We start from the raw sequence: 26227 nt of genomic DNA on the forward strand, positions 1-26227 counted from the left end.
GACGTTAGACGGCGTCCTCCAGTTCCAGTCGCGGTGCGATACCCAGCGCCTTCATCTCGTCCAAGAGGAGCTTGAACGCGTAGCTCATCTCGATCTCGTGGATGTCCGTCTCCTCGTCACAGTTCGGACAGTAGACACGGCGCTGTTCGACGTTCTCGACCGCGCTCATCCCACACTGGCCACAGATGGGGATGTACTCGCGGTCGGACTCGTCGAGCAGTCGTTCCTTCAGCGTCATGGCCGCGCCGTGGCCGATGAACACGTCCCGTTCCATCTCCCCGATACGGAGCCCGCCCTCGCGGGCGCGACCCTCGGTGGGCTGGCGGGTGAGCACCTGCACGGGACCGCGCGAGCGGGCGTGCAGCTTGTTCGAGACCATGTGGTAGAGCTTCTGGTAGAAGATCACGCCCACGAAGATCTCGGCCTCGATCTTCTCGCCCGTGATGCCCGAGTACATCGTCTCCTTGCCCGAGGATTCGAAACCGGCTTCCTCGAGGCCTTCGCGGAGTTCGGACTCGTCCTCGCCGAGGAACGGCGTCCCGTCGACGCGCCGGCCCTCGAGCGAGCCGAGTTTGCCGCCGATCATCTCGAGGATGTGCCCGACGGTCATCCGCGAGGGCAAGGCGTGGGGGTTCAGGACGAGGTCCGGCACGACGCCGTCCTCGGTAAAGGGCATGTCCTCCTGGGGCGCGAGGTGGCCGACGACCCCCTTCTGGCCGTGTCGGGAGGCGAACTTGTCCCCGAGTTCGGGGATCCGTTCGTCGCGCACGGAGACCTTCGAGAGCTTCGAGCCGTCCTCGCCTTCCATCAGCGTGACGGTGTCGACGACTCCGCTCTCCCCGGAGCGCATCGTCACGCTCGTTTCACGGCGCTTCTGGGGCGAGAGCCCGCCCATGTCGTCGGGTTCCTCCAAAAAGCGCGGCGGGGAGGTCTTCCCGAGCAGGACGGAGTTCTCGTCGACCGTCGTCTCGGGGTTGACGAGGCCGTCCTCGTCTAAGTGCGCGTACGCCTCTTCGCCGCGGGCACCACGGACGTCCTGGGAGGGAATCTCGAAGCGGTCCTCCTGGCCGCCCGGATAGCGACGTTCCTCGCCCTCGTAGGTCCGGAAGAAGTGCGAACGGGCGAGCGCGCGTTCGACGCTGGCCTTGTTCATGACCAGCGCGTCCTCGATGTTGAACCCTTCGTAGCTCATCACGGCGACGACGAAGTTCTGGGCTGCAGGGCGGTCGTCGAAGCCGATCTGCTCGGTGGTCTGGGTCTTGACCATCGAGAGCTGCGGGTAGTGCAGGAGGTGCTGGCGCGTGTCCGGGCGAATGCGGTAGTTCGCCGACGGCAGCCCCAGCGACTGCTTGATCATCCCCGCACCCATCGTAATGCGCGGGCTGGCGTTGTGCTCGGGGTAGGGGATCATGCCCGCACCGATCCCGAAGATCAGCTGCGGGTCGATCTCGAGGTGCGTGTGGTCCTCGCTGAGGTCGTCCTCGTCGACGGCGACGAGGATGTCCTCTTCCTCTTCGGCGTCGATGAACTCGACGTAGCCGTGGTCGACGAGGTCCTCGAACTCGAGGTCACCGTTCCGGAGCGCTTCGATCTCCTCGTCGGAGATGCGCGGTTCGCCGTCCTCGACGACCAGCAGGGGGCGTCGGGCGCGGCCGGCGTCGGCGTTGATGATGACTTCCCGCGTGCGCTCTTTGACGGAGACGTTGACCATCTCGCTGACGTCGCCGATGCGGCGCGCTTCGCGGATCTGTTCTGCGAGCTCGTGGGGGTTCGGATGCGTCCCCACCAGCGACCCGTTGACGTATACCTTGGCTTCTCGTTGTTGACTGCTCATTGTTTAGTCGTCTGCCGGCGTCGATCGTTCGATCCCTTCGATTCCCGGAATGCCCTCGACACCCATCGAGGCGAGTTCGCGCTTGAGCGCCTGTTCGTCTTCGATGTTCTGGGAGAGCTCCATCGCCTGGGCGAAGTTCTTCACCAGACCACAGTTCGGCCCCTCCGGCGTCTCGGAGGGACAGATGCGACCCCACTGGGTCGCGTGCAGGTCCCGCGCCTCGAAGTGGGGCTGGGACCGCGAGAGCGGCGAGCGCAGTCGCCGCAGGTGCGAGAGAACACCCATGAAGTCGGTCCGGTCGACCAGCTGGGAGACGCCCGAGCGGCCGCCGACCCAGTTGCCCGTCGCGATCGGGTGCTCGAGTCGCTCCGTGAGGACGTCCGAGCGGACGACGGTCGACACGGAGAGGTTCCGGTTGCGCATGTTGGCGCGCTCGAGCTGGTATTTGACGTCCCGGGCGAGCTTGTTCAGCGCGGTCCGGAACAGGTCCTTCATCAGGTCGCCGGAGACCTTGAGCCGTTTGTTGGCGTAGTGGTCCTTGTCGTCGGCCTCGCGCCGGCCCAGCGCGAGTTCGAAACAGGCCTCGGCCATCCGACAGAGGTAGTGGGCCTTGTTGATCCGGACGTCCTCCTCGTCGACGCCGTCCTCGTGGAGGTGTGGCAGGAGATACCGGTCGATGACGTAGTTGGCTCGTTTGAGCTGGTAGTTCTTGCCCTGGCCGGAGGCGACGCGTTTCCCGAGTGCCTCGATGGCTTCTTCCTCGGTCTGGACCTCCGCTTCCTCCAGGTTCTCGAGCATGTACTTGACGACCTCGGGGTCGTTCGATACCTTGTGGACGATCTCTTCGTCGCTCTCGAGGCCCAGCGCACGCACGAGGGTGACGAAGTTGATAGAGCCGGAGACCGACGGGAACGAGACCTCGAGCAGGCCGTCCCGCGTTCGCTCACACAGCACCAGCGCCCGGTACCCGCGACGCTGCGAGAAGGTCTTTGCGACCTGGATCTCGTCGCCGTACTTCGTGTCGTACTCGGCGAGGATCTTGTTCGGTGCGAGGTCCTCGCTGGTCATCAGGACGCGCTCGGAGCCGTTGACGATGAAGTAGCCACCGGGGTCGGCGGGGTCCTCGCCGATCTCGATCAGTTCCTCGTCGCTAAAGCCGGCGATGTTACACTTGTCGGAGCCGACCATGATCGGCATCCGGCCGATCTTCGTCTCCGTCGAGTCGACGACGCGCTCGTCGCCCTCCTCGCCTTTGACGATGGACATCTCCATGAAGACCGGCGCGGAGTAGGTGATGTTCCGGAGGCGGGCCTCCTGCGGGTAGAGCAGTTCCTCGGAGCCGTCGGCCTCCCGAACGCGGGGCGTGACGACGCGAACGTCACCGAGTTCGACGTGGACCGGTTCCTCGCCTTCCTTGTCGCCGATGTCCGTGTCGATCGTCTCTTTCTCGTCGACGACCTCCTGCATCCCCCGGTTGAGGAAGGCGTTGAAGGAGCGGAAGTGGTGTTCTGCGAGCCGTTCCCTCGAGAAATATTCGCGCGAGATGTCCCGTCGTTTTTCGCGGTTGAGTTCCATTGCCATTTATTCCACCACGAGTCGATATACGACTGCCTGATCGGTTGTTCGTGAGTCCCGAACGATCTTGACGACGTTCCCGACCTCCGCCTCGTCGGGGAGCGCGGGGTCGTTGCGCTTGATCTTCGGTAAGTCTGTACGGTCGATGTCGTACTCGGAGAGCACCTCCTCGAGTTCGTCCTCCTCGAGGACGGTGTGCTCCGGCACGAGTTCGTGTTGGCTTACGTCTACCATGTTGAGTGGGTGTGGGTGTGCGTGTGGGCTATCGGGAGAGAAGCGGCTGTCACGAGATACTACAGCCAGATAGCGCCGGGAGGCATTTAACGGTTACTAACTCGTACCAGAAGCACAGCTAACCGGCCGGGCGAACCTGACCGGAGGGAACGATCACACGCGACAGTAGCCGGTTGTCGGTTAAATTCCTTGGGGTGGTCTGCAGTTCGTGCCGGTAGAACAGGGCCGATAGCCGGTAACGCCGGCGATCGTTACAGGTAGCCCAGCAGCGTGCCGGCGAGTACGAGGACCCACGCGAGGGTGCCGGCCAGCAGGAAGCCGTTGAATCGCGTCTCCCGCGTCGCCCGCCGGGCCGCCCCGGCGGCGATCAGGCCGAGCGCGACGACGACCAGCATCCGCTGGACCACGACGTCGAGCGGCAACACGTCGACCCCCAGCAACGAGTAGTCGAGCCAGATCGCGACCGCGAGCGATCCCGAGGCGGTGACGGCAGCGCCGAGGCGGTGCTCGAGGCCGCTCGCGATCGCGTACGTCGAGATCGGTAACCCGGCCGCGATGAATGGGTAAAGCAGGGCAGCGATCGCGTGTGCCGAGAGGACGTCGATCGTCCGGTCGAGGGCGATGCCGCCGATCCGAACGCCCAGGACGATCGTCAGGATCGTCGCCGCGAGGATCAGGTGTTGCGCTTCGATGCGGTCGGCGGCGGCCGAGAGCCGTTCGCGATCGGCGTCGGTCAGTCGCTCGTCGATCGCCCGCCGGACCGACTCGAGCGGTCCGTCCGTCCCGTCGCCGGAACCGCGGCCTCGCGTCCGCCCCGCCGCCAGCGCGAGGGCCGCGGCCGTCGCTGCCGCGGTCAGGTCGACCTGCGTCGCCCAGCCGTCGGCGTCGGAGGGGCCGCTGTTGGCCAGGTAGATCCGCTGGACGTCCTCCTGGACGTCGACCCCTGGGATCGCCATCAGGTCGTTCTCGAGCCGAAGTTGGGCAGCCTCGACCCCGTCGACGCGGTGACGGAGGGTGAACCAGTCGAAGTGCTCCGAGTGGGTCTGCATCGCGATCCACCGGTCGTCGGGGTTGGGGCTCTCGTAGGCGCGGATGTGATAGCGGTACCCGTAGTACTCGCCGTCCTCGTACTGGACGGTCTCGGTGGTCCAGTAGGCGTCCTCGCCGGGGCCGGGGTCGACGTACGCGTAGCGGGTCGCGCCGTCGGCCTGTGACCAGGGAATCTCGGTCGGGGGGATCGGCCGGATCCGGTCGTCGATCTCCGTGCCGACGCCGTCCGCGCCGGCGGTCGCGTTCCCGTCCTCGCTTTCGTTTTCGAACGCCTCGCTCCCGTTCGTCTCCGTCGCGTCGGTTTCGTTGCCGTCCAGGCCGACGAATTCGTCCGCGTCGAAGTGATCGTGCTCGGGTTCTTCCCAGTCGCCTTCGCCGTGTTCGGCCAGCAGCCGAAGCGTCCGGTCGGCGTCACCGCGAACGACGACGTTTACCGGGCTTCGCTTCTCGTGAGTCCGGCGCTGGTTGAGGTACGGCCAGAAACCACTATCGCTGTCCTCGAAGGAGACGATCTCCGGTTCGGGCTCGTCCGCCTCCTCGGGAGCGACCCGATCGGTCGACGGCGAGAAAAGCAGCGATGGCCCGCCCACGAGGAGGAACGCGGTCGCGAGGACGGCCAGCGTGATCACGGTCGAGCGGCGCATACTCGAACGGGTACCCCCTGTCGACGGATAGATCTGATGATAGGTCCTGTGCCGACGGATAGATCTGCTGATCGGTCGGTGGATGCATCGCCCACCCGCGGTGCTCGCTTACGGCCGGGCCGACGGAGTCGACGGAGATGAAGGGGGACAGGGCGGTCCGCTCGAGAGCGAGAAAAGGGCCGGCGATCGTCTACCGACTGCTGCCATTTCCGGCGCGACCGTGACCCGCCCTGCGGTCGTGCCGGGAACTCGTTACGGCAATCCGTCTCAGTTCTCGACGTCGGGGCCGATCGTCAACACGGGGACGGGCGACTGCCGGACGACGCGCTGGGAGACGCTGCCGACGACGTTGTTCTCGTAGTCGTCGCCGCTGGTCCCCATCACGATCAGGTCGACGTCGTTCGCCTCCGCGTAGTCGACGATGCACTCGGCGGGGTGACCGGTGTCGACGGCGGTCTCGACCTCGAGGCCCTGATCGGCGGCTGCCGTCGCCGCCGCGTCGGTCGCTTCGCGTGCGTTCGCCTCGAGGTCTTTGCGGACCTGTTCGACGCGCTCGTCGTCTAATACGAGAAACGAGCGGTCGTCGACGACTGACAGGACGTGTACCGCCGCGTCTCGCGTCGTCGCGACGTCGAGCGCGTGCTCGGCCACGGTCTCGGCGTGATCGCTCCCGTCGGTGGGAAAGAGGATCGTCTCGTACATCTAGTCGGACCACTGGTGCGGGAGGAAAAAGACCTTCTCAATTCCCGGCCGCCCCGTGTGAACGGCTCGCGCGTTCGATCCGGAGTCGCCGTCTGACGCCCCGTCCGGCCCGTTACGACCGCTTCGCGCCGCAGGGGTCCGCTCGAGCGAGCCGACTCGCGGTGCCGGCCCCGGTTCGCTCCGACGGCCACGGGTCCCCGCTGTCAGTCGGACCGGGACGGCCTCCAGGTCACTTCGATCTCGATCGTTTCTCGCGTGCCACGAAGCATCGGGGAGCGCTCGACGACGTCGACCGAGAGGTCGACGGTCTCCGGCGGATTGAGCTGCACCGTCTTGTTGCCGACCTGGACTTGCACGCTTTGATCGTCCAGTTCGCCGTTCTCGGCGAACTCATCGCCGAGGTGTTCGAAGAACGCCGCGAGTTCGTCCCGCGTGAGCGTTTCGTCGGCCGAGGTCCGGTCCGCCATGAGGACACGTCACGACGCCGTCAGCAAAAGTATGGGTTGGCAACGCGCCCCTAACTTCCGTTTACCGTAGCGAAACGGTTCGAAGGGGATCCTTACTCTTTCTCTTACTCTTACTCCCGTTGGATGACTCGACTCGAGACAAACGGCTAAAACAGGTTCGCCTGCTGGTACACCGAAATCCCGTCGTCGGTGATCTCGTACGGCTTCTTCTCCCGGGAGTGGTTCGCGTCCCTGATCTTCTGGATCTCGATCGCGAGCCGCGTCTCCCGGAAGTCGTCCGGCCGGACGTACTGCATGACGAAGACGGCGTCCGTGAGGTACTCGACGATTCCGTGCCGGGACGCGTAGGGGTTCCCCTCCGCGGCCTCGCTCGTCAACAGCGCCGTTACGCCAGCCTCCTTCAGCCCCTTCGTGAAGTCGTAGACCTCGTTGCGGCGCTTGGCCCGGTTCTCGTACATCATCTCGAGCAGCGAGACCGAGTCGAGCACCAGTCGGGTGGCCCCGAACTCCTCGACGAGTTGCGGGAGTTCGTTGCGGATCGAGGCGAGGCTGTTCGCCATCTCGACCGGGTCGAGGTCGACGATCGCGAGCCTCCCTTCGTCGACGTATCGGTCGAACGGCATCCCCTTCTCGGTCGCGCTGTCGATCACTCGCTGGCGGCTCTCCTCGAGAGTGATGTACACTGCGCGTTCGCCGTCGGCGAGCCCCTGGTCGAGGAACTGGAGTCCGAGGGTCGTCTTCCCGGTGCCGGCGCTGCCGATCGCGACTATCAGCGACCGTTCGGGGACGCCGCCCCGGATCATCCGGTCGAGTCCCTCGACGCCGAGTTCGGTCCGCGGAAGATCGCTGTCGGGTTCGTCGTCGAAATCATCACTGCCCGGGCCGCCGAACCCGAAGTCGACGTCTGCGCCGGTGTCGGTGCCGGTGCCGGTGCCGGTGCCGGTGCCGGAACCGGGCCCCTCCATCGCGCCGGCCATCTGACTCGCCCCGTCTGATTCGTCGTCGACGTCCGGAACTGCGGCGTTCTCGAGGGCGTCGCCGAAACTCTGATCGAAGAGGGGGCCATCGTCGTCGCCCCCCTCGCCGCCCGCGTCGGACTCGGACGTCGGATCAGGGTCGAGATCGGGGTCCGCTCGGTCGGGGTCGAAGGTCGGCTCCGCGTTCGCGGTTGCGTTCGGGTCCGCTATCGGCTCGAGCGACTCGTCGCCGATCGCGTCCCCGTCGGTCGAATCCGAATCGCTCCGTTTGCCCGCGCCCTCACCCTCACCCTCGCCCTCACCGACCGTCTCGTCGACGATGTGGGGCTCCGGTTCGAACGGGCCTTCCGACGGCGGCGACGGATCGGGTGGACTCGAGTTCGGGTCCGAATCCGGAGCCGCGTCGGCCTCGTCGTCCCACTGCTCTTCGAACAGGTCGGAGTCGTCGGGGTCGTCGTCCTCGTCCACTTCCGCCAGCGCCCGCTCGAACCAGTCGTCGTGGTCATCGCGGCCGTCGTGGTCGTCGTGGTCGTCGAAATCGTCAGTCACGAGCACCACCGCCGGGGATCGACGACAACGGGGACGTCGCGAGCGTGGGTCGGCGGAGCGGCCGCCGGTGTCCTCCCGGGAACGGCCACATGCGAACCCGAGCGCAACGGCTCGCAGTCGGTATCGAGGCCGTCGCCATCGTCGGTCGAAGAGAGAGGGAGTACGTCATAGATCTGCGACGGATCGGCGCGCTCGGTCGAGACCGCTCTCCGTGCGTTCACCTATTCCGAGTGGACCCACTCGCATTAATGTTGTTGCCCGCTGGAGCGTCGACCGGGGGTGACTTTTTCATCGCGGGGCCGGTATCCGCTGACGATGTCGGGAGCCGCCGCGGTCGGAATCGTCGCCCAGCGGAACAACGAGCGCGCCCACGAACTCGCCGCGGCGCTGACCGAGAGCCTCGAGGGCGAGTTCGACGTCACAGTCGCGGTCGACGAACTCACCGGCGACGCGATCGACGTCGCGGGGATTCCGGTCGCCGAGATGGCCGACCGCGACTTCGTGGTGAGCATCGGCGGCGACGGTACCCTGCTGTTCGTCGCCCGCGAAGTCGGCTCGACGCCGATCGTCGGCGTCAACCTCGGCGAGGTCGGCTTTCTCAACGCCGTCCCGCCCGACGATGCTCCCGCCGTTATTACCGATCTCGCCGCCCGCCTGCAAGAGACCGGCTCGCTCGAGGCCGAGGCCCGGGAACTCGTCCGACTGCGGGCGACCGGCCGCGGGAGCGACTGGACGCTCGAGCCCGCGCTCAACGAGATCGGCGTTCACGGCCCGCGACGCGGTCCGGGCGGCGGGGCGACGATCGAGGTCCGGGTCGACGGGAAGCGGTACGTCGAGAGCCACGCCGACGGCGTCCTCGTCGCGACGCCGACCGGCTCGACAGCCTACAACCTGAGCGAGGGCGGGCCGTTGCTCCGGCCCGACACGGACTCGCTGGTCGTCACCCAGATGGCCGCCACAGACGCGATGCCGTCGCTGGTCGTCGACACCGACAGCGAGGTGACGCTGTCGATCTCGGAAGCCGACGTCGCCTACGCGATCAGCGATGGCCGCAACCGGCAGCGCCTCGAGCCACCCGCGACGGTGTCGGTCTCGCTCGCGGACGACCCGGTTCGACTCGTCGGGCCGGAGGCGGACTTCTTCGACGGACTGGAGAAACTGGACTAGCCCTCCCCCTCGATCAGTCGCTCGAGTTGCTCCGGCGGCACCGCGCCGCGGGCGGCGTGGCCCTCGTAGACGAACGTCGGAACGCCCGTCACGCCCCGTTTCCGGGCGGCGTCGAACCGCTCCTCGAGGGTCGCACGGAGATCGTCGTCAGCGAGCGCCTCGGTGACGGCGTCGGCGGGGAGGCCGACGTCGGTCGCGAGGTCGACCAGCACGTCCTCGTCGCCGATGTCGCGGCCGTCCTGCCACAGCGCCTCGTAGATCGCGTCGTCGAAGGCGGCCCACTCCTCGGGATACTCCCGCTTGACGTACCAGGAGGCCAGTTGCGCGTGCAGGGAGTCGACCTCGGCCGCGATCTCCTGGGCCATCTCCACGTCGTAGCGTTCCTGGAGGCGACGGACGTTTTCCTTCGCCTGCTCGAAGTACTCCTCGTCCTTCCCGTCGTCGACGTCGTGGTCGATCGATCCGTCGGGGTTGCGCTTCCCGCGTCGCAAATCGTAGGGATGCCACTCGATCTCGAGGGGGTCGTCTCGGCGCTTGCGGTACCGTGCGAGCGACTGTTTGCCCAGATAACAGAAGGGGCAGACGTAGTCGGCGTACACCTCGAGGCGGTCCGGCGCGTCGTCTACGGACATTGACGACGGTAGCGGATCCGGAAGGAAAAGTCGTGGGCTACCGGAGGGTGACCGGATGACGGGGTTACGGCTCGCCGTCCGTCCCGTCGCTCCCGCGCCCGTCGTCGGGCGTCTCGACCGCCGGAGCGTCGTTCTCCGTGCCGGCGCTCTCCGGCAGGTTCGGATCCCGGTACGGGTTCCGCCCGTAGGCGGGCAGGTCGTCCTCGAGTTGCGATTTCAGCACGCGCCGGAGCCGGTTCAGGCTCGTCGTATCGAGGCCGTACTTCGCCGCCAGTTCCTTGAACGTCGGCTCGTCGGCGATGTCGTGGGCGCGGTACTGCCCGAACAGCTCCTCCATCCGGTCGGGCGACAGTTCCTGGGCGTCGACGTCGTCCAGCCCGAAGTACGAGCGACGGTCGACGTCGACGACGTGGCGGATGACCACGAGCGCGACCTTCGGGATGGCCCGCTGGCTGCCGAACTCCGTGAGGTCGATCTCGTCCATGACGCCCAGCGCCAGGTCCCGCTGCCACGGGGTCAGCTCGAGGGCGTTACACAGCGCCTGGGTCGTCCGGAGCCGGTCGAGCCGGTGGGCGCGCTCGCTGTAGCCCGGCGTCGCCGCGTGCTGTTCGTCGTGAAGCCGGCGCACGCTCTCGGAGACGTCCGAGTCGGGCGACTCCGGGCGGCCGATGACCGTCGCGCTCGGGGTGACGATACCCCAGCGGCGGACGGTCGAATCCCGTTGGACGTCCGCGCGGGAGAGGGCACCCGAACCGGGGCGGGTCTCGAGGCGACGATCGGGACCCGGGTGAGGGCGGCCGCGTCGGTACTCGAGACCTCCCTCGCGCTGGCCCGAACCGTCGGAGCCGTCCGCCACCGGCGTCGGTCCGTCTCGCGAGCGGGGGTCGGCACCGTCGTCTCTCATCTCGTGTGTCGGTGAGTGAGGGAAACGGAAAAAGGCTCGCACCCGTCGCACTGTCGGATATCGTAACTCCTAGCGGTTCTGACTGGTTCGTGGAGGTTCGACGGCGAGGCTCGACCCGTGCTGTAACTGGCGCGCATCTCGCTCGAGTTCGATCCCGATACTGCCGGACCAATGCCCACACCGATCGCCCTCGAGACGCCATCGGGTTCACCGACTTCTGTCCAGTAGTACGAGCAGCTACGCCGTTCCCGCTGATACCCGTGACTCGGCGGCGAACCGTCCCGCGAAAATCCCTTCGTATCTCCATCTTGTGACCAGAGACACTTAAAGAACTGAGCGACGCGGCCAGCGAGGGATAGCACTTTGCGACCTGCTACCAAACGTCGAGACATGAATCTCCGCAGCAGGTTCGGGGAACCGGACCCGACGCCCGCCGTCGTCCTCGCGGAGGGCGAGTTCGGCGAGCCCGGGGGGAAGACCGCACACGGCGTCGTGATGCACAGCGAACTCTTCGAGGCCGCGGTCGTCGTCGACTCCGGGACGGCCGGGACGACCGCCGACGAAGTCCTCGAGAACCCGTCAGTCGACCCGATTCCGGTGGTCGCCTCGGTAGCGGACGCGCTCGAACGGGCACCGGAGGCCGAGGCGCTGGTAATCGGGGTCGCGCCGGCCGGCGGCGACCTCCCGGAGTCGTGGGTCGATGGAATCCGCGCGGCGATGCGGGCCGGTTGCGACGTCGTCTCGGGGCTGCACGTCTTTCTCTCCGAGCGCGAGGAGTGGACGGAGTTCGCCGCAGAGACCGGCGTCGATCTCTACGACGTCCGGAAGCCGCCCGCCGAGGACGACCTTCGCGTTGCGGACGGCAGCGTCGACGAGGTCGACGCGGACGTCGTGCTGACGACGGGGACCGACTGTGCGGTCGGGAAACGGACGACGGCGTTCGAACTCTACCGGGCGGCCCGCCGGGTCGGCCGCGACGCCGCCTGGGTCGCGACCGGCCAGACCGGGATCATGGTCGGCGCCCACCGCGGCGTCGTGATCGACCGCGTCCCCGCGGACTTCGCGGCCGGGGTCGTCGAGGACCTCGTCACCGACGTCGCGGCCGACCACGAAATCGTCTTCGTCGAGGGACAGGCGTCGCTCGCCCACCGCGCGTACTCGGGCGTCACGCTGTCGATCCTGCACGGCTGCTGGCCCGACGCCGCCGTGGTGGCGGACGACCCCGGCCGGAGCGATCGAACCCACTACGAACAGTGGCCCGTGGCCGGCCTCGAGCGCGAGGTCGACCTGATCGAACGCCTCTCGGACGCGACGGTCGCTGGCGTCTCGACGTGGGGCGACCCCGACGAGGCGAGCGCCCGCGACCTCCCGGCGGCGAACGTCTACCGGGAGGGCGGCCCGGCGCGGCTGCTCGAGGCCGTCACGGACGCGCTCTGAGCGTTATCGACCGCGACCGTCTCCTCGGCGCACCCGGGCGGCGTCGATCATCCCGTCGACGAACGCGTCCAGTCGCGCCGGCTCCGGTCCCGGGCGCGCGTGTACGGTCGGATCGATCTCCCGTGGCGGATGCGCGAACTCGCGGCCGACCCTGTCGCCGACCTCCGCGTCGCCGTCACCCGCCCGTTTGCGCTCGAGGAGGGCTCGAGCGCGCTCGATCCGTTCCGGGTCGAAGACGGCCGGGGCTTGCTCGCGGAGGAACGTTTCGAAGGAAAGTGCGGGTAGGTCGTGGTCGTGGTCGTGGTCGTGATCACCGTCCGCGCGCTCGCCGGTCGCCCGGAGGTAGCGTGCGTACATCGCCGCGCGGTAGATCGTGAGGTTGCGCTTGACCGTCGGTCGGGTCGCCGTCTCGGCGTAGCGGTCGTCGTCGGCCGAAATCGTCCGTCGCTCGTCGCCGTCGCGAACGACGTAGACCCGTCCGTCCTCGCCGCCCCCTTCGCGGACCTCCTCGATCGGGTAGGTCTCGCCGTCGCGGACCAGGTGCTCGGAGAGGTACTTGCGGTAGTTGCTCGCCGCGATCGAGCGCCAGTCGTGGTAGAGATCGATCGGGTCGTACGTCCGCTCGAGGTACGCCCGCAGGTCAGTCGGATCGAACGCGTCGCGGTACCGGATCGGGCTCCGACACAGCGCCAGCGCGCTCTCGTTGGAGTCGGCGAGCAGTTCGGCGAACCGCCGGACGTCGAGGCCCTGGAGTTCGACCTCGCCGTGATCGGCGACGATCGTCTCCTCGGGTCCCTCGAGGTGAGCGTACCGCCGGAGGTCGGTCGGCACGAAGACGAACCCGACGTCGTAGTCGCTGTCCGGACCGGCCCCGTCCCAGGCGTGGCTGCCGCGGGCGACCGCCAGCGGGACGGCCACCTCGCGGCGCTCTTCGAGTTCCTCGAGGTGGTCGTCGACGGCGGTACGAACGCGTGACGGGACTGGAGACACGGCTAGGGAAACGATGGGTCCCGCGAAAAGCCCTTCGTAGCTTCACCTTGTGACCAGAGGCACTTAAAGAACCTCGAGGCGAGACCGGTTCCGTTCGTGCCCGGGTCGGATCGGGTAGTCGCACCGCTCGAGGATGGTACGTCGCGGAGAATCTCCCGTCGTATCTCCACCTTGTGACCAGAGGCACTTAAACGCCGGTCGGTCTATCACCGAACTCGTCTCGAGGTAAAGCGCGATCGGAGGACGTCTCCGACTCCGCTCGAGCGAGAGCGTTACAACTACAGGATTGACACCAAGTTCCTCGGAGAATCTCCCGTCGTATCTCCACCTTGTGACCAGAAGTACTTAAGCGACGATCGGATCGGAGGATCCCCCTCGAGACTGCGGTTGCGGTTCACGAATCCCAGGGGCGTTGCTGGAGAACTCGTACGAGTACAGCCCAAGTAAGCGGCCCGTCTCCCGTCGTATCTCTACCTTGTGACCAGAGACACTTAAAGAGCGATCGCGGTGTGGTCCACGACCTTGCTCGAGCGAGGGCGATCGCACGGACGAGAGCAGGAGAGTCGGGACTACCGGATCACAGGCTTCGGAGAAGTTCCCGTCGTATCTTCACCTTGTGACCAGAACCACTTAAAGGACGACGCCCGCTCGAGCGCCGTCCACGTTTTCTCTCCTCGAGCGGGGGGCGCGGAGAGTTCGTCTTCCGAAAGGTCTAATCGCACCCTTCCCTGAATGCGGCCAATGAGTCATCAACTCCCCGACGTACAGGCGACGTCTCCCGACGTCACCGTCGGCCTGAGCCAGGTCGGCGTTACGGGCGTGGAGAAACTCGTCAAGATCGCCCGCGAGGACGACCGGCCCATCGTACTCACCGCCGAGTTCGAGGTCTTCGTCGACCTCCCGGCGTGGCGAAAGGGCGCCGACATGAGCCGCAACATGGAGGTCATCGACGAGATCCTCGAGGACGCCACCCGCGAGGAAGCCTACCGCGTCGAGGAGGTCTGTGGCGAGGCCGCCGAACGACTGCTCGAGAAACACGACTACACCTCCCGCGCCGAGGTGTCGATGGAGGCGGAGTTCATGCGCCGCGAACGGACGCCGGCCAGCGACCGCGAGACCCAACATACCGTCGACATCATCGCCTCCGCGACGGCGACCGACCAGGGCACGCGCGAGGAGATCGGCGCCGAAGTGACGGGGATGACGGTCTGTCCCTGCTCGCAGGGGATGTCAGCGGCGCGCGCGAAACAGACCCTCGAGGACCTGGGCGTCGACCAGGAGACGATCACCGAGTTCCTGAACGAGGTCCCACAGCCGGGCCACTCCCAGCGCGGGCACGCGACGCTGACCGTCGAGGCCGGCGGGGACCCCGACGTCGACCTGAACGACGTGATCGACATCGCGCGCGACTCGATGAGCGCGCGGATCTACAACCTCGCGAAACGGCCCGACGAGGACCACATGACCTACGAGGCCCACGCGGACGCCAAGTTCGTCGAGGACTGCGTGCGTTCGATGGCCGAGGGCGTGGTCGAGGAGTTCGATCACCTCCCGGACGACGCGGTGATCACGATGAAACAGTCCAACGACGAGTCGATCCACCAGCACAACGCCCACGCCGAGCGCATCGTCGAGATGAAGCGACTGCGCTCGGAAGTAAGCGGGAACGTCGACGATTAGCCGTCGGAGACCCACCGAACAGCCGGGCAGTCAAAAGGTCAGCGGCTCCGCTTCCTCCCACCGCGGCACGAACTCGTCCTGAACGTTCGCCGCGAACTCGGGGTCTTTCAGGTCGATCATTCCGAAGGGATCGCCCGACGCGAGCGGGTTCGGAATCTGGATGCAGACCTCGACCCCGTCGATGACGTTGAACGAACCGGTCACGTCGTCGTTCGTCCGGACGTCGAAGTCCTCCCGTTCCTGCAGGGACGTCCGGTACCGCCGGCCGACGTTCTCCGACAGTGCACCGACCAGATCGCGGCTCATCAACACGTTGACCGAGACGCCCCGATCCAGCGCGTTCTCGAGTTCCGCGAGGACGTCCTCCCCCGCGGTCTGCATGTCCCGTTGTGGAACCGGGTTCGCGGCGATCATCACGATGTCCCGGTCGGCGGCCGCCAGCCGCTCGAGCAGCAGGTCCTTGGTCTCGTCGGGACCGACTGCGGCCGTCCAGAACTTCTCCTCGACGGGTTCGGCCGCGTCGAGTTCGTCCGAGAGTTCGTCGACGATCGACTCGTACTGGTCGGCCTTCTCGTCGAGTTCGCGTTTCTTGTCCTCGAGCAGGCGGTCGAGCGCGGTCGAGGGTTCGACCGCGACGTACTTCTTCGGGCGGCTCGCGGTCTGGCTACGGACGAGGTTGTACTGTTCGATGCTGTTGAGCACGTCGTAGATCCGCCCCATCGGGACGTCGCTCGCACGCGACAACTCCTTGGCGGTTGTGGGGCCGGTGTTCAGCAGCGATCGGTACGCTCGAGCCTCGTACTCCGAGAGCCCGAGATCCCTGAGACTGGCCATGTTCGAATCCAACCGGCCGAAGAAACATAAACACTGTGGTAGTTTGACGAGTGTGCTATTCGCCCGCCACAGACCGCGAGCCTACTCGAGAACGGCTCCGACGCGCTCGCTCAACTCGTCCGGAGTTTCGGCCGGCGCTGATGCCTCGTCCCCGCGTTCGACCCGGGCGGTTCCCGGCGCTAGGACGTCGTCCGCGCCGGGGACGACGACCTTCTCGTGGTCGGCCATCCGAAGCGCGGCGCGGTGGAGGTCCGAGCCGGGGTCGTCCGCGACCCGAATGACAAGAGGACCCTCGAGCAGCCGGGAGACCGCCGTCGCGTAGCGGGCGACCTGGACGCCGATTCGGTCGCTCGCGCCGGCGAAATCCGCGAGGGTCTCTCGCGCGCAGGCGCGGTACCCGTCGTCGCCGGTGAGGGCTGCGAGGTCGATCAAAGCGTCGGCGACGGCGACGTTCGAATCGAGGGGCCGAAGCGGTCGCTCGACCAGCCCGACACCCTCCGCGGGGCCGTCGTGGAACGAGTCCCCGTCCCGAAGCCGTTCGATCGCCGCGTCCGCGACCTCGCTGGCGTCCTCGAGGACCCCGTCGACGTCGAGCGTGGCAGCCGCGGTCGTCAGGGCCGCCAGGGCGCGGGCCTGGGTCGAGAGCAATGGCGCGGGGGCTTCGGGATCGGTTACTTCCGGGAGGGTGGCCGCGAGGCCGTGGGCGACGATGCCGTCCTCGAGCAACTCCCCGCGGAGCGTCGCGAGCGTCCGCTCGGCGTACCGCCGGGCGCGCTCGTCGTCCGTGTAGGCGTAGTAGGTACACAGCGCCTCGACCGCCAGGGCGTTCGGCCCGGCGAAGACGGCTTCGTCGACCGGCGGTTCGCCCGCGGCCGCGCGGTCGGTCGCGTCGATGCTGTGAGAGTCGGCGTCGCCGGGCGCCTGGCTGTTGGCGAAGGCGTCGACGTCACCGTTCCACAGCGTCGTCGTCAGGTACTCGACCGTTCGCTCGGCGGGTTCCCGGTACTCGTCGCTACCCGTGTGGAGGTAGGCATTCGCGAACGCGCGCACGAGTGCGGCGTTCGAGTCCAGCAACTTCTCGCGCTGGAGCCCCGACCAGTCGCGTTCGCTCGCGAAGCGGTGGAAGCCGCCGTCGTACTCGTCGAGCAGGTTCGCGCTGACGGCGTCGAACGAGCGAAGCGCCATCTCGCGGTCGCGCTTGAGAGCGAACTCGAGGGCGTCGGGCAGCGGGAACTTCGGGCTCTCGCCCCAGCCGCCGGCGACCTCGTCGTAGGTGTCGGTGAGGTGTCCGAGCATCCCCGACTCGATGTCGTCTGTGAGCTCGCCCGCGGGCGGTTCGTCCTCCCGCAGCGAACGGGGAACGCGGGCCGCGCCGCTGCCTTTCGTCTGCCACATCGTGCGGACGCTGTCGAGCACCTGGCGCATGCCGTCGGGACCCAGGTAGCCCGCGCCCGTGAGGACCTTCCCGTCGGGGGCGAGGAACACGGTCGAGGGGAACCCGCCCATGTTGTACCGGTCGCGTACCCGGGGGTGGCGGTCGACGTCGACCCGTACGGGAACGAAACTGTCGTTGACGTTCGCCGCGATGCGCGGTTCCGCGTAGGTCTCCGCGTCCATCTCGTGACAGTGATCGCACCACGTCGCGGTCAGCGAGAGCAGTACCGGAACGTCGGCCTCCGCAGCCTCGTCGAAGGCCGCCTGGCCCCACTCGCGCCACTCGACGCGCGTCGTATCGTCCATACTCGAGCCTGGGCGGTCGCGGGGGTAAGCCCTTCGTTCGCTCTCGTTTCCGGTTTCTCCGGCTCGTTTCCCTGGACGTCTCGAGCGTAAAGCGTTTTCACCCTCGGTCGGCTATATCGTGCCATGCTCCGGTGGATCTTCGCGCTGTTGCTCATCCCGTTTCTCGACGCCGTGTTGCTGGCGGTCGTCGTCAGCCAGACCTCCTACATCGGGTGGGTCGGGATGGTGCTGCTCGTCGTCCTGACCGGGCTGGTCGGGATGCTCCTCGTCCGCGCGGAAGGCCGGCGGACGATCCGGAAGATGCAACGCACGCTGGCCCAGGGCCAGCCGCCGACGAACGAACTGCTCGACGGCGGGCTGTTGATCGCGTCCGGAGCCTTCCTGCTCACGCCGGGGCTGGTGACCGACCTCATCGGCTTCCTGCTCGTGGTCCCGCCGACACGGATCCCGATTCGTGCGGGCCTCAAGCGGTTCGTGATCGTCCCCTACGCGGACAAGAAGACCGGAGGGTTCGCCAGTGGCGGGGTCTGGACCTACGGCTTCTCGAGCGACGACGCGCCCGGCGGCGGGTTCGGTGGCGGCTCGAGTTCGGGGGCCGGCGGTTCCGGCGGGGGCACCTACGACCTCGGCAGCGACTCCTATACGGTCGATACGGGCTCGAGCGCCAGCACGGACGCCGACGCCCGCGACGCGGACGGGACGGACGGGTACTCGATCGACTTCGAGGACGCCGACGACTCGAGCGGATCGGACGGAGGCGACGAACCGTCCGCTCGGTAGCGGTTCGCACAGCTTCCTCGGAAAGAAACGTTTAAACATACGACCCGGCAACTACTGAGTGCAGAGGAAAAGCGCGGGCCGGTAGCTCAATTAGGTTGAGCGCCACTCTGATAAGGTGGAGGTTCTCGGTTCAAATCCGAGCCGGCCCACTTCTCCCTCCGAACGAACGTTCGAGTTGTGAATATCGGGTATTTCGGCCGTCGTTCTTTCGGTTCCGTTCTCTCGTCCTCGAGCCCGACGACCGTCCGTCGTTTTTCACACTCGAGGGCCCGCGCCCGGATCGGTCAGCCGCCCTCTGCCCGTTCGGCGTCGCTCGAGTCGTCGAGTCGGAGGCCCGCCGGTGACTCGCTCTCCCGCACGACGTATCCCTTCCGGAGGCCCGCGTCGTGGAGGTCGCTGCCGCACGCGCCCGCCTTCACCGCCCGCCGGACCCGATCCGGCTCGGCGACGCTCGCACCGGCGACGACGTCCACACCGGCCTCGAACAGCGGTTCCGGGCGGAACGATGCCGTCGCGCCGATGACGACGGCGGCCGCCGACCGCGGGATCGCCCGGAGGTACCGGTCCGCGCCCCCATAGACGAACGCCGATCCGGTGACGAAAACGACGTCCGCCCCCTCCATTGCCGCCGCCGTCTCGTCGGGGGTGTACGTCGAGACGCGGACGTCCGCGGGCGTGGGAACGTTCTCTGGGCCGACGTCGACCCCGGCGCGCTCGAGGACGCGAACATCGACGTCCGAAAACCGCCGGAAGGCGGGTCGGAACAGCCCGACTGTGACGACGCGCTCGACCGACGGCTCGAGCAGCGCCATCGGATCGCCACGGTCCCAGTCGATCGTGGGGGCCGACAGCGCGTTCAGGGTCGCGATGGCCAGCGCCCGATCGAGGCGGGGATCGGTTTCGCCTCCAGCGGGAGTCGCGTCGCTATCGCGGCCCGAAATCGGTGCCAACAGCGCCTCGAGGTCGCGGTCGACCGCCGGTGGCTGGGGCGACCCCCGTGGACGGTGGGCGACGCCCGCGAGGTGTTTCGCATTCGCGTGGGTCGCGTCGCCTCTCACTGCCCCGTCCGCGCCGTCCGCGCCGTCCGCTCCCTCGGCCTCGAGTTCCACCAGCAGCGTCCGGTCGTTAGCGGTGATCCGGTGTGGGCTCACGGCCTCGAGCGTTTCCGGACTCTCGTCGCGGAGGCGTGCGTAGGCGTTCCGGAGGATTGGGCTCGTCATTCGTGCTCGGGATCGCTGAAGCGGCGTGGCGAAGCGACTGCGGCAGTGGACACGTGATTCGGGGAACGGCGGGCGACGGCATATACGTTCGGCCGGTCCACCGCCCCGAACCGTTGGCGACCCGAAAGCGATAGTTGCCGCCGCGACCAACTGCCGACGATGAACTCCGCCACCGGGGGCGACTGGCGCGAGGCCGTCGACGACATCGACGCGGCGCTCATCGACGGCTACCAGAGTGGGCTCCCCCTCGAAGAGCGCCCCCTCCGACCGGTCGGCGATCGACTCGGAATCGACGAACGCGAGGTCGTGGATCGGATCGAACGGCTCCTCGAACTCGGCGTGTTCCGCCGGTTCGGGGCCGTCCTCAATCCGCCGGTAATCGGCTCGTCGACCCTCGCTGCGATCCGCGCACCCGAGGACGAGGCGGCGTTCGACGAGGTCGCCGAACTCGTCAACGGCTACCGGCAGGTCAACCACAACTACGCCCGCGACCACGAGTGGAACATGTGGTTCGTCGTCACCGCGGCCTCCCGGGCCGAGCGCGACGACGTCCTCGACGAGATCGAGCGCCGGACTGGCTGCGAGGTGCTCGACTTACCGATGGTCACCGACTACTACGTCGACCTCGAGTTCCCGGTGGTCAACGCCGACCGGTTCGCCCGCGAGTCGGCGTCCGACGGCGTCGACGCCTCGGCCACCCGGATCAGCGAGACGGCCGTCGGCGACCTCTCGCCGTTCGAGGCCGACCTGTTGCTCGCCGTCCAGGACGGGTTTCCGGTCTCGACGACGCCGTACCGCGATCTGGCGGCACAACTCGAGCGCGAGCCTGCCCACCGCGAGGTCGACGCGGTCGACGTCGTCGACGCGCTCGAAGGGTTACGCTCCCGAGGCTGTATCAAGCGGGTCGGCTGTGTCGTCAATCACGTCGTCACCGGCTTCGACGCCAACTGCATGGTCGTCTGGGACGTCCCGAACGCCGAGCGCGACGAACGCGGCGAAGCCGTCGGCGAGTTGCCGTCCGTAACGCTCTGTTACCACCGGCCGCGCCGCCCCGAGCACGGGTGGCCGTACAACCTGTTCACGATGATCCACGGCCGCGACCCCGAGGCGGTCGACGCCGAGATCGACGACCTGGCCGACGAGTACCTTCCGTTCGAGCACGAACGCCTGTACTCGACCGAGACGCTGAAACAGACCGGCGCGCGCTACGAGGACCTGCTCGCGTCGCCGGACGCCGAAGGTCGGCAGTCGTGAGCTGACTTTCCCAGCCCAGTCGTCCGCCGTGCTCCGGGACTCGTTCTGCTAGCCGGGTTTCTCGCCACTGACCGCCGTAGCGGGCTCTCGAGAACGTCGGTCGACCGGTACCAAAATGGCCCCGTCGTTGTTACACGCGCCCCTGGGGCCGCCGCCTCTGGTTGGCGGCATTCACGTCTACGATCGGTGGCATCACGAAATCATTTCCTAACTAGTTTGGCTATCGGGTCGGAAAAGTAAGTAGTAATACAAACAGACTAGATATATGTTTGCTATTGGCTGTTAAATTGGAACGCTGGTTCGAACCAGTAAAGCCCTGTAGCTATGCTACGGAATCGAACTCGAAAGCCCCCTGAATCCCGCGTCACTGATTCGAACGGAGAGCTACCGCTAAACTGACTTGTTTTCGAAGTGGATATAATAATAACCTCCTTGATTTCTTTTGTATTTCGGATACGTATTATATATCGTAGACTGGTGAAGTAACCCGTGTCCCGCCCGCTTCTCGAGCGAGGGCGGATCGCACCGGAACCACGGCCCCACCCACCCCCATCGCCCCGCCGATTGGGAACGCGTACCGCAATACCTATTGTGGCGTTCCCGTAGTATCACGTATGCTGGATTTCGTTCAGCTCGAGCAGGATCTGGACCAGGAAGAGCGGATGATTCGGGATACGGCCCGTGAGTTCGTCGAGGAACACGTCAAGCCGGACATCGCCGAGCACTTCGAGGAGGGGACCTTCCCGACGGAACTGATCCCCAAGATGGGCGAACTCGGCTTCTACGCCCCCAACCTCGAGGGGTACGGCTCGCCGAACGTTTCCGAGACCGCCTATGGGCTCCTGATGCAGGAACTCGAGGCGGGGGACTCGGGGCTGCGCTCGATGGCGTCGGTCCAGGGGGCACTGGTGATGTACCCGATCCACGCCTACGGCAGCGAAGAACAGAAAGAGGAGTGGCTGCCGAAACTGGGCCAGGGTGAGGCGGTCGGCTGTTTCGGCCTGACCGAACCCGAACACGGCTCCAACCCGTCGGGGATGGAGACCCACGCCGAGCGCGACAGCGACGGATACGTGCTCAACGGATCGAAGACCTGGATCACGAACTCGCCGATCGCGGACGTGGCAGTGGTCTGGGCGCGGGACCGCTCCGCAGAGGACGAACCGGTCCGCGGGTTCCTCGTCGAGACGGACCGCGACGGCGTCACGACCAACAAGATCACCGAGAAGCTCTCGCTGCGTGCGTCGATCACCGGCGAGATCGGTCTCAACGACGTCCGCGTTCCCGAGGAGAACGTTCTGCCGGGCGTCTCCGGGATGAAGGGGCCGCTGTCCTGTCTCACGCAGGCCCGGTACGGGATCGCCTGGGGAGCGGTCGGAGCGGCCCGGGACAGCTTCGAGGAGGCGCGCCAGTACGCCCAGGACCGCGAGCAGTTCGGCGGCCCGATCGGCCGGTTCCAGCTGCAACAGCAGAAACTCGCCGAGATGGCGACCCAGATCACGCTGGCCCAGTTGCTCGCCTACCGCGTGGCCGAACTGAAAGAGCGTGGCGACCTCCGGCCCGCCCACATCTCGCTGGCCAAGCGCAACAACGTCCGCATGGCCCGTGACCAGACCCGCGTCGCCCGCGAGATGCTCGGCGGCAACGGGATCACGACCGACTACTCGCCGATGCGCCACATGGCCAACATGGAAACGGTCTACACCTACGAGGGCACCCACGACATCCACACGCTGGTCCTCGGCGAGGAGCTGACCGGTATCCCGGCCTACGAGTGACGGGATAGCGGCGGCGGCCGCGTGGCGGTCGCAGCTAACCCTCTCCGTTTTCGCCGTTCGTCCGTTCTCTCGGGCCATCCTGCCGCTTTTCGCATCCCCTCTCGCGAGCTTTCGCCATTGGCGAAACGGTGACAGCCGGCGTCCGTGGTCCTATTGGAGCTAACTGGCCGAATGAACGCCCTCAGTCGCCCTCGAGGCTCTTCCTCGTCATCGAAACACTGGCCCAACCCCGTGGGGTCACCGAAATCACTTTGCACACCCCGTCGGAACTACGACCGGATGGCCGACTCGAACGCCGACGGGAGCCCCGGACCGAAACCCAAGGTCGCCCGCCTCATCGAGAAGTACGGCCTCGAGGGCGTCGGCACCGACCTCGAGGCGCGGTGGACCCGCGACGAGAACCGGGAGAGCCTGCGGTCGCTCGCCGACTGGTTCAACGAGCGGCTGGTTCGCGCGGCGCTTTCCGACGCCGGGATCGATACGATCGCCGAGGACACGTCCCACCTCTACGACCTGCTGCGCGGCGAGACGGGCAGCAGGGGAGAACGAACACAAGTCGAACGGCGACTCGAGCGAGCGGGCGTCGACGTCGAGACGCTGACCGAGGAGTTCGTCTCCTACGGCGCGATCAGGAGCTACCTCACCGGCTACAGGGACGCGTCGCCGCCCGCGGCCGACGACGGCGACGCCGATGGCGACCGGGAAAACGTCGCCCGAACTATCGAGGGGCTCCGCCAGCGAACCGTCTCGGTCACCGAGGGCAACCTCGAGCGACTCCGGGAGACCGATCGGCTCGAGGTCGGCCCCCACCGCGTGCTCGTGGACGTACAGGTCCTCTGTGAGGCGTGTGGCAAACAGTACGACGTCGCCGACCTGCTCGAGTCGGGGGCCTGCGACTGTTTCGCTTCCGCTTCGGGGGAGTGACGACGAAGGTATAACAGGAGTACGTCTGTTACGGGTTTCCCGGGCCGATCAGATCTCCGTGATGCGTTCGTGGGAGTCGTCGATGGCCTCGGCGTCCTCGGGGAGCAAGGCGACGACGAGGAAGTCGGTGTACTCCCGGAAGTACTCGACCAGCGCGGCGATCCGGTTCGAGTCCAGTGCCTCGAGCGAGTCAAGCAGCATGAACGGGACGTCGTCGTAGACCTCGTGGACGAGATAGCCCGCGAGCGCGAAGATCAGCCCGGTGACCTCGCGTTCGCTCTCGCTCAGGTGGTCGATCGTGTCCTCGTAGGTCTGGCCGTCCTCGGTGCTGCGGACGATGTGGAGGTCGAACGCCGTCCGCTCGACCGTGCGGCGGCCCTCCCGGACCGTCTCGCCGACGCGTTCGATCCAGATGCGATCGATGTTGTCGTACTCGAGGACCTCGAGCACGGCGTCCATGTGCTCGTTGAACGACTCGACGGCCTCGCGTTCGATCCGGTCGATCCGGGTGCGCAGTTCCTCGAGTTCCTCGCGGATCTCCTCGCGGCGCTCCTCCAGGCGCTCGCGTTCGTCGAGCGCCGACTCGATCTCCTCGATCTCCTCGTTCGTCGTCTCCAGGTCCCGCTCCAGTCGTCCGAGCGAGAACTCGAGTTCGTTCGCGCGCCGGTTGAGTTCCAGCAGGCTCCCGTCGTCCGTCTCCTCCGTCTCGTCGTCGGACTCGGACTCGGACTCGGACTCGGACTGGTCCTCGAGTTCGGCGGCTTCCGACTCGAGATCGTCGATCTCGGACTCGATCTCGTCGCGACGGTCGGTCAACTCCTCGAGGCGACGCTCGCGGCGATCGATCTCGTCGGTGACGTCCTCGAGGCGGTCCTCGATCCGTTCGCGTTTCCGGCGTGCCTGATCGATCTCGCGGCGGTCGGACCGGAGCGACTGGATCCGCTCCTCGAGTTCGTCGCGCTCGGAGAGTTTCTCCTCCTGGAGCGAGCGCAGACGATCGATGGTCGACTCGATCTCGGACCGCCGAACTTCGCTGCCACAGGTCCAGCACTGCACCGTCTCCTCGTCCTCGAGGAGCTGTTCTGTCACTGCCTCGGCGCTCCCTCCGTCGGTTTCGTCGGCGAGTAGCTCGCGGATCTCGGGGTGGGACCCCTCGAGCATCTCCTCGTTGAACTGGACGATGCTCTGGAGCTGGCTGACGACGCCGTCGATCTCCTGGGACTGGCGCTGGAGCCGGTCGATCTCCTCGTCGATGGCCTCGCGGTCGAGCGATTCTACGTCCGGCAGGTCTTCGCGATCGGCCTCGAGTTCCTCGCGTTCGTCACGCAGGGCGGCCAGACTCTCCCGTTCCGTCTCGAGATCGAAGCGGACGTCCTCGAGGTCGGAGCGTCGCTCGCGGAGTTCGCTCAGTTTCTCCTCGAGTTCGTTCTGGTCGTCCTGTCGGCGCTCGATCTCGGATTCGGCGTTCTCGATCGCTTCCTTGACCTCCTCGAGTTCGGCTCGCTTCTCCTCGATCCGGTCCTGCAGGGTCGTCCGCTGGCGTTCCAGTTCCGGGAGGTCGGTCTGGATCGTCTCGAGGCGCTCGAGTTCGTCGTTGATCTGGTCCTTTTCGGCGGTCAGCCGCGTGATCTCTGCTTCGATCTCGTCGGTGTCGACGGGCCGCAGGATGATCTCGCGGAGGTCGTCGCCGGTCGTCACCGCCCGGCGGGCCGGATTGGATTCGAGGAGAAACGCGAACAGGTCCGCGAGTTCGGCGTCCTCGAGGTAGGGTTCGCCGCCCATGACGGTCGTGCCGCCGCTGCGACGCAGGGTCCGCCGGTAGGTCTCGTCGTCGAGTTCGAGGACGGCTTCCCCTTCGTCGGCGTCGGCCTTCAGCGAGGCGTACTCGCCGCCGAGCGCCGCCATGAACGCCTGCAACAGCGACGTTCGATTCGTCGCGTTGCGGCCGGCCAGGACGGTGACGCCCGACTCGAGTTCGACCGTGGTCTCGTCGATACCCCCGATATTACGGGCCCGCAACGTCGCCTGTCGAGTGATACGCTCCTGTGTCGCCATTGTTTGCATAACCTCCCAGACGAGTGATAAGCTTTTGGTGTCGGTACACATCGAAGCCGTCGATCGGCCAGTTGTCGACCGTTTATCGAGTACTCGAGTCCGTAATAGTATTTTTATATTATTTGTATATTTCTGGTAGGTAATCGGACCCTGGAATCGGTACTGGCGGGTGCAAATTACATAACGCCTTTAGAGCCCCTCCAGTGGCTGATAAACGATTTCATACACTGCGTCCTCGTAGCACGAGTCAACAGCAAAAACATATGTAGTATTACTCTATTGGCGAAATATATGCTAAAATATAGGTTGGGTTGGTGGATCGGTTTTCCGCTCCGTTCGCGTCGTCCTGTCCTTTATATACTGTGGCGCGACCAGCGGCGGTATGTCGGAACGGACGGCGGCCCTGCGCCGGACCGTGCTGTGTGCGATCGGTACGATCCCGACCGCTACAGCCGCGGCAATCGCGCTCGGGAACTCGAGACTGCCGGATGACAACACCGGGGCCAACGGGGTCGACTACCCTTCGAGCGCACGAACCGCTATCGCCACTGTCGACCGTCTCGTGGACGGGGACCGGGTCGTTCTCCTGCTCGAGGACGGCGGCGAGGTCGTCGATCAGGTGGTCGTCCCGGTCGAGGAGTTCGGAAGCGCCGAGGAGGGGGATATCGCGATCGTCGTCGTCGAGGATGGCGACCTGCTCGCGCACCTGCTCGTCCCGGAGCGGCCCTGCTGAGGAGGCAAACGGACCGATCCCTCGAGATACCGCCCCCCACGAGCCGACCGCTGGTTACCGATGTTCG

The 26227-nt window shown here is 66.6% G+C and carries 22 protein-coding genes and 1 tRNA gene; 9 read left to right on the top strand and 14 right to left on the bottom strand.

Features of this window, described 5'->3' with window-relative positions; genetic code table 11:
• Positions 1 to 4: 4 nt before the first annotated feature.
• The 7 genes from rpoB to BM113_RS00635 all read right to left on the bottom strand — a co-directional run bounded on the left by rpoB (position 5) and on the right by BM113_RS00635 (position 8038).
• Positions 5 to 1834 carry a DNA-directed RNA polymerase subunit B gene (rpoB, locus tag BM113_RS00605; RefSeq protein WP_089784453.1) on the bottom strand — a complete coding sequence of 610 codons (1830 nt, stop codon included), beginning with the start codon at positions 1832 to 1834 and terminating at the stop codon, positions 5 to 7.
• Between the two features lie 3 nt (positions 1835 to 1837).
• Positions 1838 to 3415 (bottom strand): DNA-directed RNA polymerase subunit B'', encoded by a 1578-nt coding sequence (locus BM113_RS00610; protein WP_089784455.1) that lies wholly within the window; start codon positions 3413 to 3415, stop codon positions 1838 to 1840.
• A complete protein-coding gene (locus tag BM113_RS00615; protein ID WP_089784457.1) occupies positions 3416 to 3643 on the bottom strand; it encodes a DNA-directed RNA polymerase subunit H in 228 nt (75 codons plus the stop codon).
• A gap of 251 nt (positions 3644 to 3894) precedes the next feature.
• The gene (locus BM113_RS00620) at positions 3895 to 5337 is read right to left on the bottom strand and encodes an SAM domain-containing protein (protein WP_089784459.1); all 1443 of its coding nucleotides are present in this window, start codon (positions 5335 to 5337) and stop codon (positions 3895 to 3897) included.
• Positions 5338 to 5604: 267 nt separating this feature from the next.
• Complete coding sequence (locus BM113_RS00625) at positions 5605 to 6039, bottom strand: universal stress protein (RefSeq protein WP_089784461.1); 435 nt, start codon at positions 6037 to 6039, stop codon at positions 5605 to 5607.
• A gap of 203 nt (positions 6040 to 6242) precedes the next feature.
• Positions 6243 to 6506: an amphi-Trp domain-containing protein gene (locus tag BM113_RS00630; protein WP_089784463.1), complete on the bottom strand. Its 264-nt coding sequence runs from the start codon at positions 6504 to 6506 to the stop codon at positions 6243 to 6245.
• Positions 6507 to 6652: 146 nt separating this feature from the next.
• On the bottom strand, positions 6653 to 8038 hold the full coding sequence (locus BM113_RS00635) for a KaiC domain-containing protein (protein ID WP_177209070.1): 1386 nt from the start codon (positions 8036 to 8038) through the stop codon (positions 6653 to 6655).
• A 309-nt stretch (positions 8039 to 8347) separates the two neighbouring features.
• On the opposite strand from BM113_RS00635, the gene BM113_RS00640 reads away from it, so the two are divergent.
• The gene (locus BM113_RS00640; protein ID WP_089784465.1) at positions 8348 to 9199 is read left to right on the top strand and encodes an NAD(+)/NADH kinase; all 852 of its coding nucleotides are present in this window, start codon (positions 8348 to 8350) and stop codon (positions 9197 to 9199) included.
• On the opposite strand, the gene BM113_RS00645 is transcribed toward BM113_RS00640, so the two are convergent.
• Both BM113_RS00645 and BM113_RS00650 read right to left on the bottom strand, forming a co-directional pair.
• A complete protein-coding gene (locus tag BM113_RS00645) occupies positions 9196 to 9831 on the bottom strand; it encodes a DsbA family oxidoreductase (protein WP_089784466.1) in 636 nt (211 codons plus the stop codon). The two genes, BM113_RS00640 and BM113_RS00645, sit on opposite strands and share 4 nt — an antisense overlap.
• A gap of 64 nt (positions 9832 to 9895) precedes the next feature.
• Positions 9896 to 10735, bottom strand: coding sequence for a DNA-directed RNA polymerase subunit epsilon (locus tag BM113_RS00650; RefSeq protein ID WP_089784468.1), 840 nt, complete (start codon positions 10733 to 10735; stop codon positions 9896 to 9898).
• Positions 10736 to 11125: 390 nt separating this feature from the next.
• Between BM113_RS00650 and BM113_RS00655 the strand changes: the two genes are divergently transcribed.
• Positions 11126 to 12172, top strand: a complete 1047-nt coding sequence (locus BM113_RS00655; protein ID WP_089784470.1) for an N-acetyltransferase DgcN family protein — start codon at positions 11126 to 11128, stop codon at positions 12170 to 12172.
• 3 nt (positions 12173 to 12175) lie between these two features.
• Here the strand turns inward: BM113_RS00655 and BM113_RS00660 are convergent, their stop codons facing one another.
• On the bottom strand, positions 12176 to 13162 hold the full coding sequence (locus BM113_RS00660) for a nucleotidyltransferase domain-containing protein (protein WP_089784472.1): 987 nt from the start codon (positions 13160 to 13162) through the stop codon (positions 12176 to 12178).
• A gap of 741 nt (positions 13163 to 13903) precedes the next feature.
• Here BM113_RS00660 and mptA point away from each other — a divergent pair.
• Complete coding sequence (mptA, locus tag BM113_RS00665) at positions 13904 to 14842, top strand: GTP cyclohydrolase MptA (protein WP_089784474.1); 939 nt, start codon at positions 13904 to 13906, stop codon at positions 14840 to 14842.
• 30 nt (positions 14843 to 14872) lie between these two features.
• Here mptA and BM113_RS00670 read toward each other — a convergent pair whose 3' ends face one another.
• On the bottom strand, positions 14873 to 15676 hold the full coding sequence (locus tag BM113_RS00670) for a TrmB family transcriptional regulator (RefSeq protein WP_089784476.1): 804 nt from the start codon (positions 15674 to 15676) through the stop codon (positions 14873 to 14875).
• 81 nt (positions 15677 to 15757) lie between these two features.
• Positions 15758 to 17416 carry a DUF255 domain-containing protein gene (locus BM113_RS00675; protein ID WP_089784478.1) on the bottom strand — a complete coding sequence of 553 codons (1659 nt, stop codon included), beginning with the start codon at positions 17414 to 17416 and terminating at the stop codon, positions 15758 to 15760.
• 123 nt (positions 17417 to 17539) lie between these two features.
• On the opposite strand from BM113_RS00675, the gene BM113_RS00680 reads away from it, so the two are divergent.
• Together BM113_RS00680 and BM113_RS00685 are read left to right on the top strand one after the other, a co-directional pair.
• Positions 17540 to 18196, top strand: a complete 657-nt coding sequence (locus BM113_RS00680) for an FxsA family protein (protein ID WP_089784479.1) — start codon at positions 17540 to 17542, stop codon at positions 18194 to 18196.
• Positions 18197 to 18271: 75 nt separating this feature from the next.
• Positions 18272 to 18345: transfer RNA gene (locus BM113_RS00685), tRNA-Ile, on the top strand.
• A gap of 135 nt (positions 18346 to 18480) precedes the next feature.
• Here BM113_RS00685 and BM113_RS00690 read toward each other — a convergent pair.
• Positions 18481 to 19416, bottom strand: coding sequence for a Rossmann-like domain-containing protein (locus BM113_RS00690; RefSeq protein ID WP_089784481.1), 936 nt, complete (start codon positions 19414 to 19416; stop codon positions 18481 to 18483).
• A 159-nt stretch (positions 19417 to 19575) separates the two neighbouring features.
• On the opposite strand from BM113_RS00690, the gene ahbB reads away from it, so the two are divergent.
• The 3 genes from ahbB (at position 19576) to rdfA (ending at position 23372) form a co-directional block, all read left to right on the top strand.
• Complete coding sequence (ahbB, locus tag BM113_RS00695; protein ID WP_089784482.1) at positions 19576 to 20670, top strand: siroheme decarboxylase subunit beta; 1095 nt, start codon at positions 19576 to 19578, stop codon at positions 20668 to 20670.
• 614 nt (positions 20671 to 21284) lie between these two features.
• Positions 21285 to 22448 carry an acyl-CoA dehydrogenase family protein gene (locus BM113_RS00700; RefSeq protein WP_089784484.1) on the top strand — a complete coding sequence of 388 codons (1164 nt, stop codon included), beginning with the start codon at positions 21285 to 21287 and terminating at the stop codon, positions 22446 to 22448.
• Between the two features lie 279 nt (positions 22449 to 22727).
• Positions 22728 to 23372: a rod-determining factor RdfA gene (rdfA, locus tag BM113_RS00705; RefSeq protein WP_089784486.1), complete on the top strand. Its 645-nt coding sequence runs from the start codon at positions 22728 to 22730 to the stop codon at positions 23370 to 23372.
• Between the two features lie 48 nt (positions 23373 to 23420).
• On the opposite strand, the gene BM113_RS00710 is transcribed toward rdfA, so the two are convergent.
• Entirely contained in the window at positions 23421 to 25427 is a 2007-nt protein-coding gene (locus BM113_RS00710) for an archaea-specific SMC-related protein (RefSeq protein WP_089784487.1), read from the bottom strand.
• A 382-nt stretch (positions 25428 to 25809) separates the two neighbouring features.
• On the opposite strand from BM113_RS00710, the gene BM113_RS00715 reads away from it, so the two are divergent.
• Positions 25810 to 26160, top strand: a complete 351-nt coding sequence (locus BM113_RS00715) for a hypothetical protein (protein ID WP_089784489.1) — start codon at positions 25810 to 25812, stop codon at positions 26158 to 26160.
• Positions 26161 to 26227: the final 67 nt, after the last annotated feature.

This window comes from Natronobacterium haloterrestre (genome assembly GCF_900112205.1).
Classification (GTDB): domain Archaea; phylum Halobacteriota; class Halobacteria; order Halobacteriales; family Natrialbaceae; genus Natronobacterium; species Natronobacterium haloterrestre.

Coding starts and splice junctions, on each gene's coding strand:
- BM113_RS00655 (WP_089784470.1), top strand. CDS start 11,126: ATGAATCTCCGCAGCAGGTTCGGGGAACCGGACCCGACGCCCGCCGTC.
- BM113_RS00625 (WP_089784461.1), bottom strand. CDS start 6,039: ATGTACGAGACGATCCTCTTTCCCACCGACGGGAGCGATCACGCCGAG.
- BM113_RS00675 (WP_089784478.1), bottom strand. CDS start 17,416: ATGGACGATACGACGCGCGTCGAGTGGCGCGAGTGGGGCCAGGCGGCC.
- rdfA (WP_089784486.1), top strand. CDS start 22,728: ATGGCCGACTCGAACGCCGACGGGAGCCCCGGACCGAAACCCAAGGTC.
- BM113_RS00650 (WP_089784468.1), bottom strand. CDS start 10,735: ATGAGAGACGACGGTGCCGACCCCCGCTCGCGAGACGGACCGACGCCG.
- BM113_RS00630 (WP_089784463.1), bottom strand. CDS start 6,506: ATGGCGGACCGGACCTCGGCCGACGAAACGCTCACGCGGGACGAACTC.
- BM113_RS00645 (WP_089784466.1), bottom strand. CDS start 9,831: ATGTCCGTAGACGACGCGCCGGACCGCCTCGAGGTGTACGCCGACTAC.
- BM113_RS00615 (WP_089784457.1), bottom strand. CDS start 3,643: ATGGTAGACGTAAGCCAACACGAACTCGTGCCGGAGCACACCGTCCTC.
- ahbB (WP_089784482.1), top strand. CDS start 19,576: ATGAACTCCGCCACCGGGGGCGACTGGCGCGAGGCCGTCGACGACATC.
- BM113_RS00690 (WP_089784481.1), bottom strand. CDS start 19,416: ATGACGAGCCCAATCCTCCGGAACGCCTACGCACGCCTCCGCGACGAG.
- BM113_RS00620 (WP_089784459.1), bottom strand. CDS start 5,337: ATGCGCCGCTCGACCGTGATCACGCTGGCCGTCCTCGCGACCGCGTTC.
- BM113_RS00640 (WP_089784465.1), top strand. CDS start 8,348: ATGTCGGGAGCCGCCGCGGTCGGAATCGTCGCCCAGCGGAACAACGAG.
- BM113_RS00715 (WP_089784489.1), top strand. CDS start 25,810: ATGTCGGAACGGACGGCGGCCCTGCGCCGGACCGTGCTGTGTGCGATC.
- rpoB (WP_089784453.1), bottom strand. CDS start 1,834: ATGAGCAGTCAACAACGAGAAGCCAAGGTATACGTCAACGGGTCGCTG.
- BM113_RS00700 (WP_089784484.1), top strand. CDS start 21,285: ATGCTGGATTTCGTTCAGCTCGAGCAGGATCTGGACCAGGAAGAGCGG.
- BM113_RS00610 (WP_089784455.1), bottom strand. CDS start 3,415: ATGGCAATGGAACTCAACCGCGAAAAACGACGGGACATCTCGCGCGAA.
- BM113_RS00670 (WP_089784476.1), bottom strand. CDS start 15,676: ATGGCCAGTCTCAGGGATCTCGGGCTCTCGGAGTACGAGGCTCGAGCG.
- mptA (WP_089784474.1), top strand. CDS start 13,904: ATGAGTCATCAACTCCCCGACGTACAGGCGACGTCTCCCGACGTCACC.
- BM113_RS00710 (WP_089784487.1), bottom strand. CDS start 25,427: ATGGCGACACAGGAGCGTATCACTCGACAGGCGACGTTGCGGGCCCGT.
- BM113_RS00680 (WP_089784479.1), top strand. CDS start 17,540: ATGCTCCGGTGGATCTTCGCGCTGTTGCTCATCCCGTTTCTCGACGCC.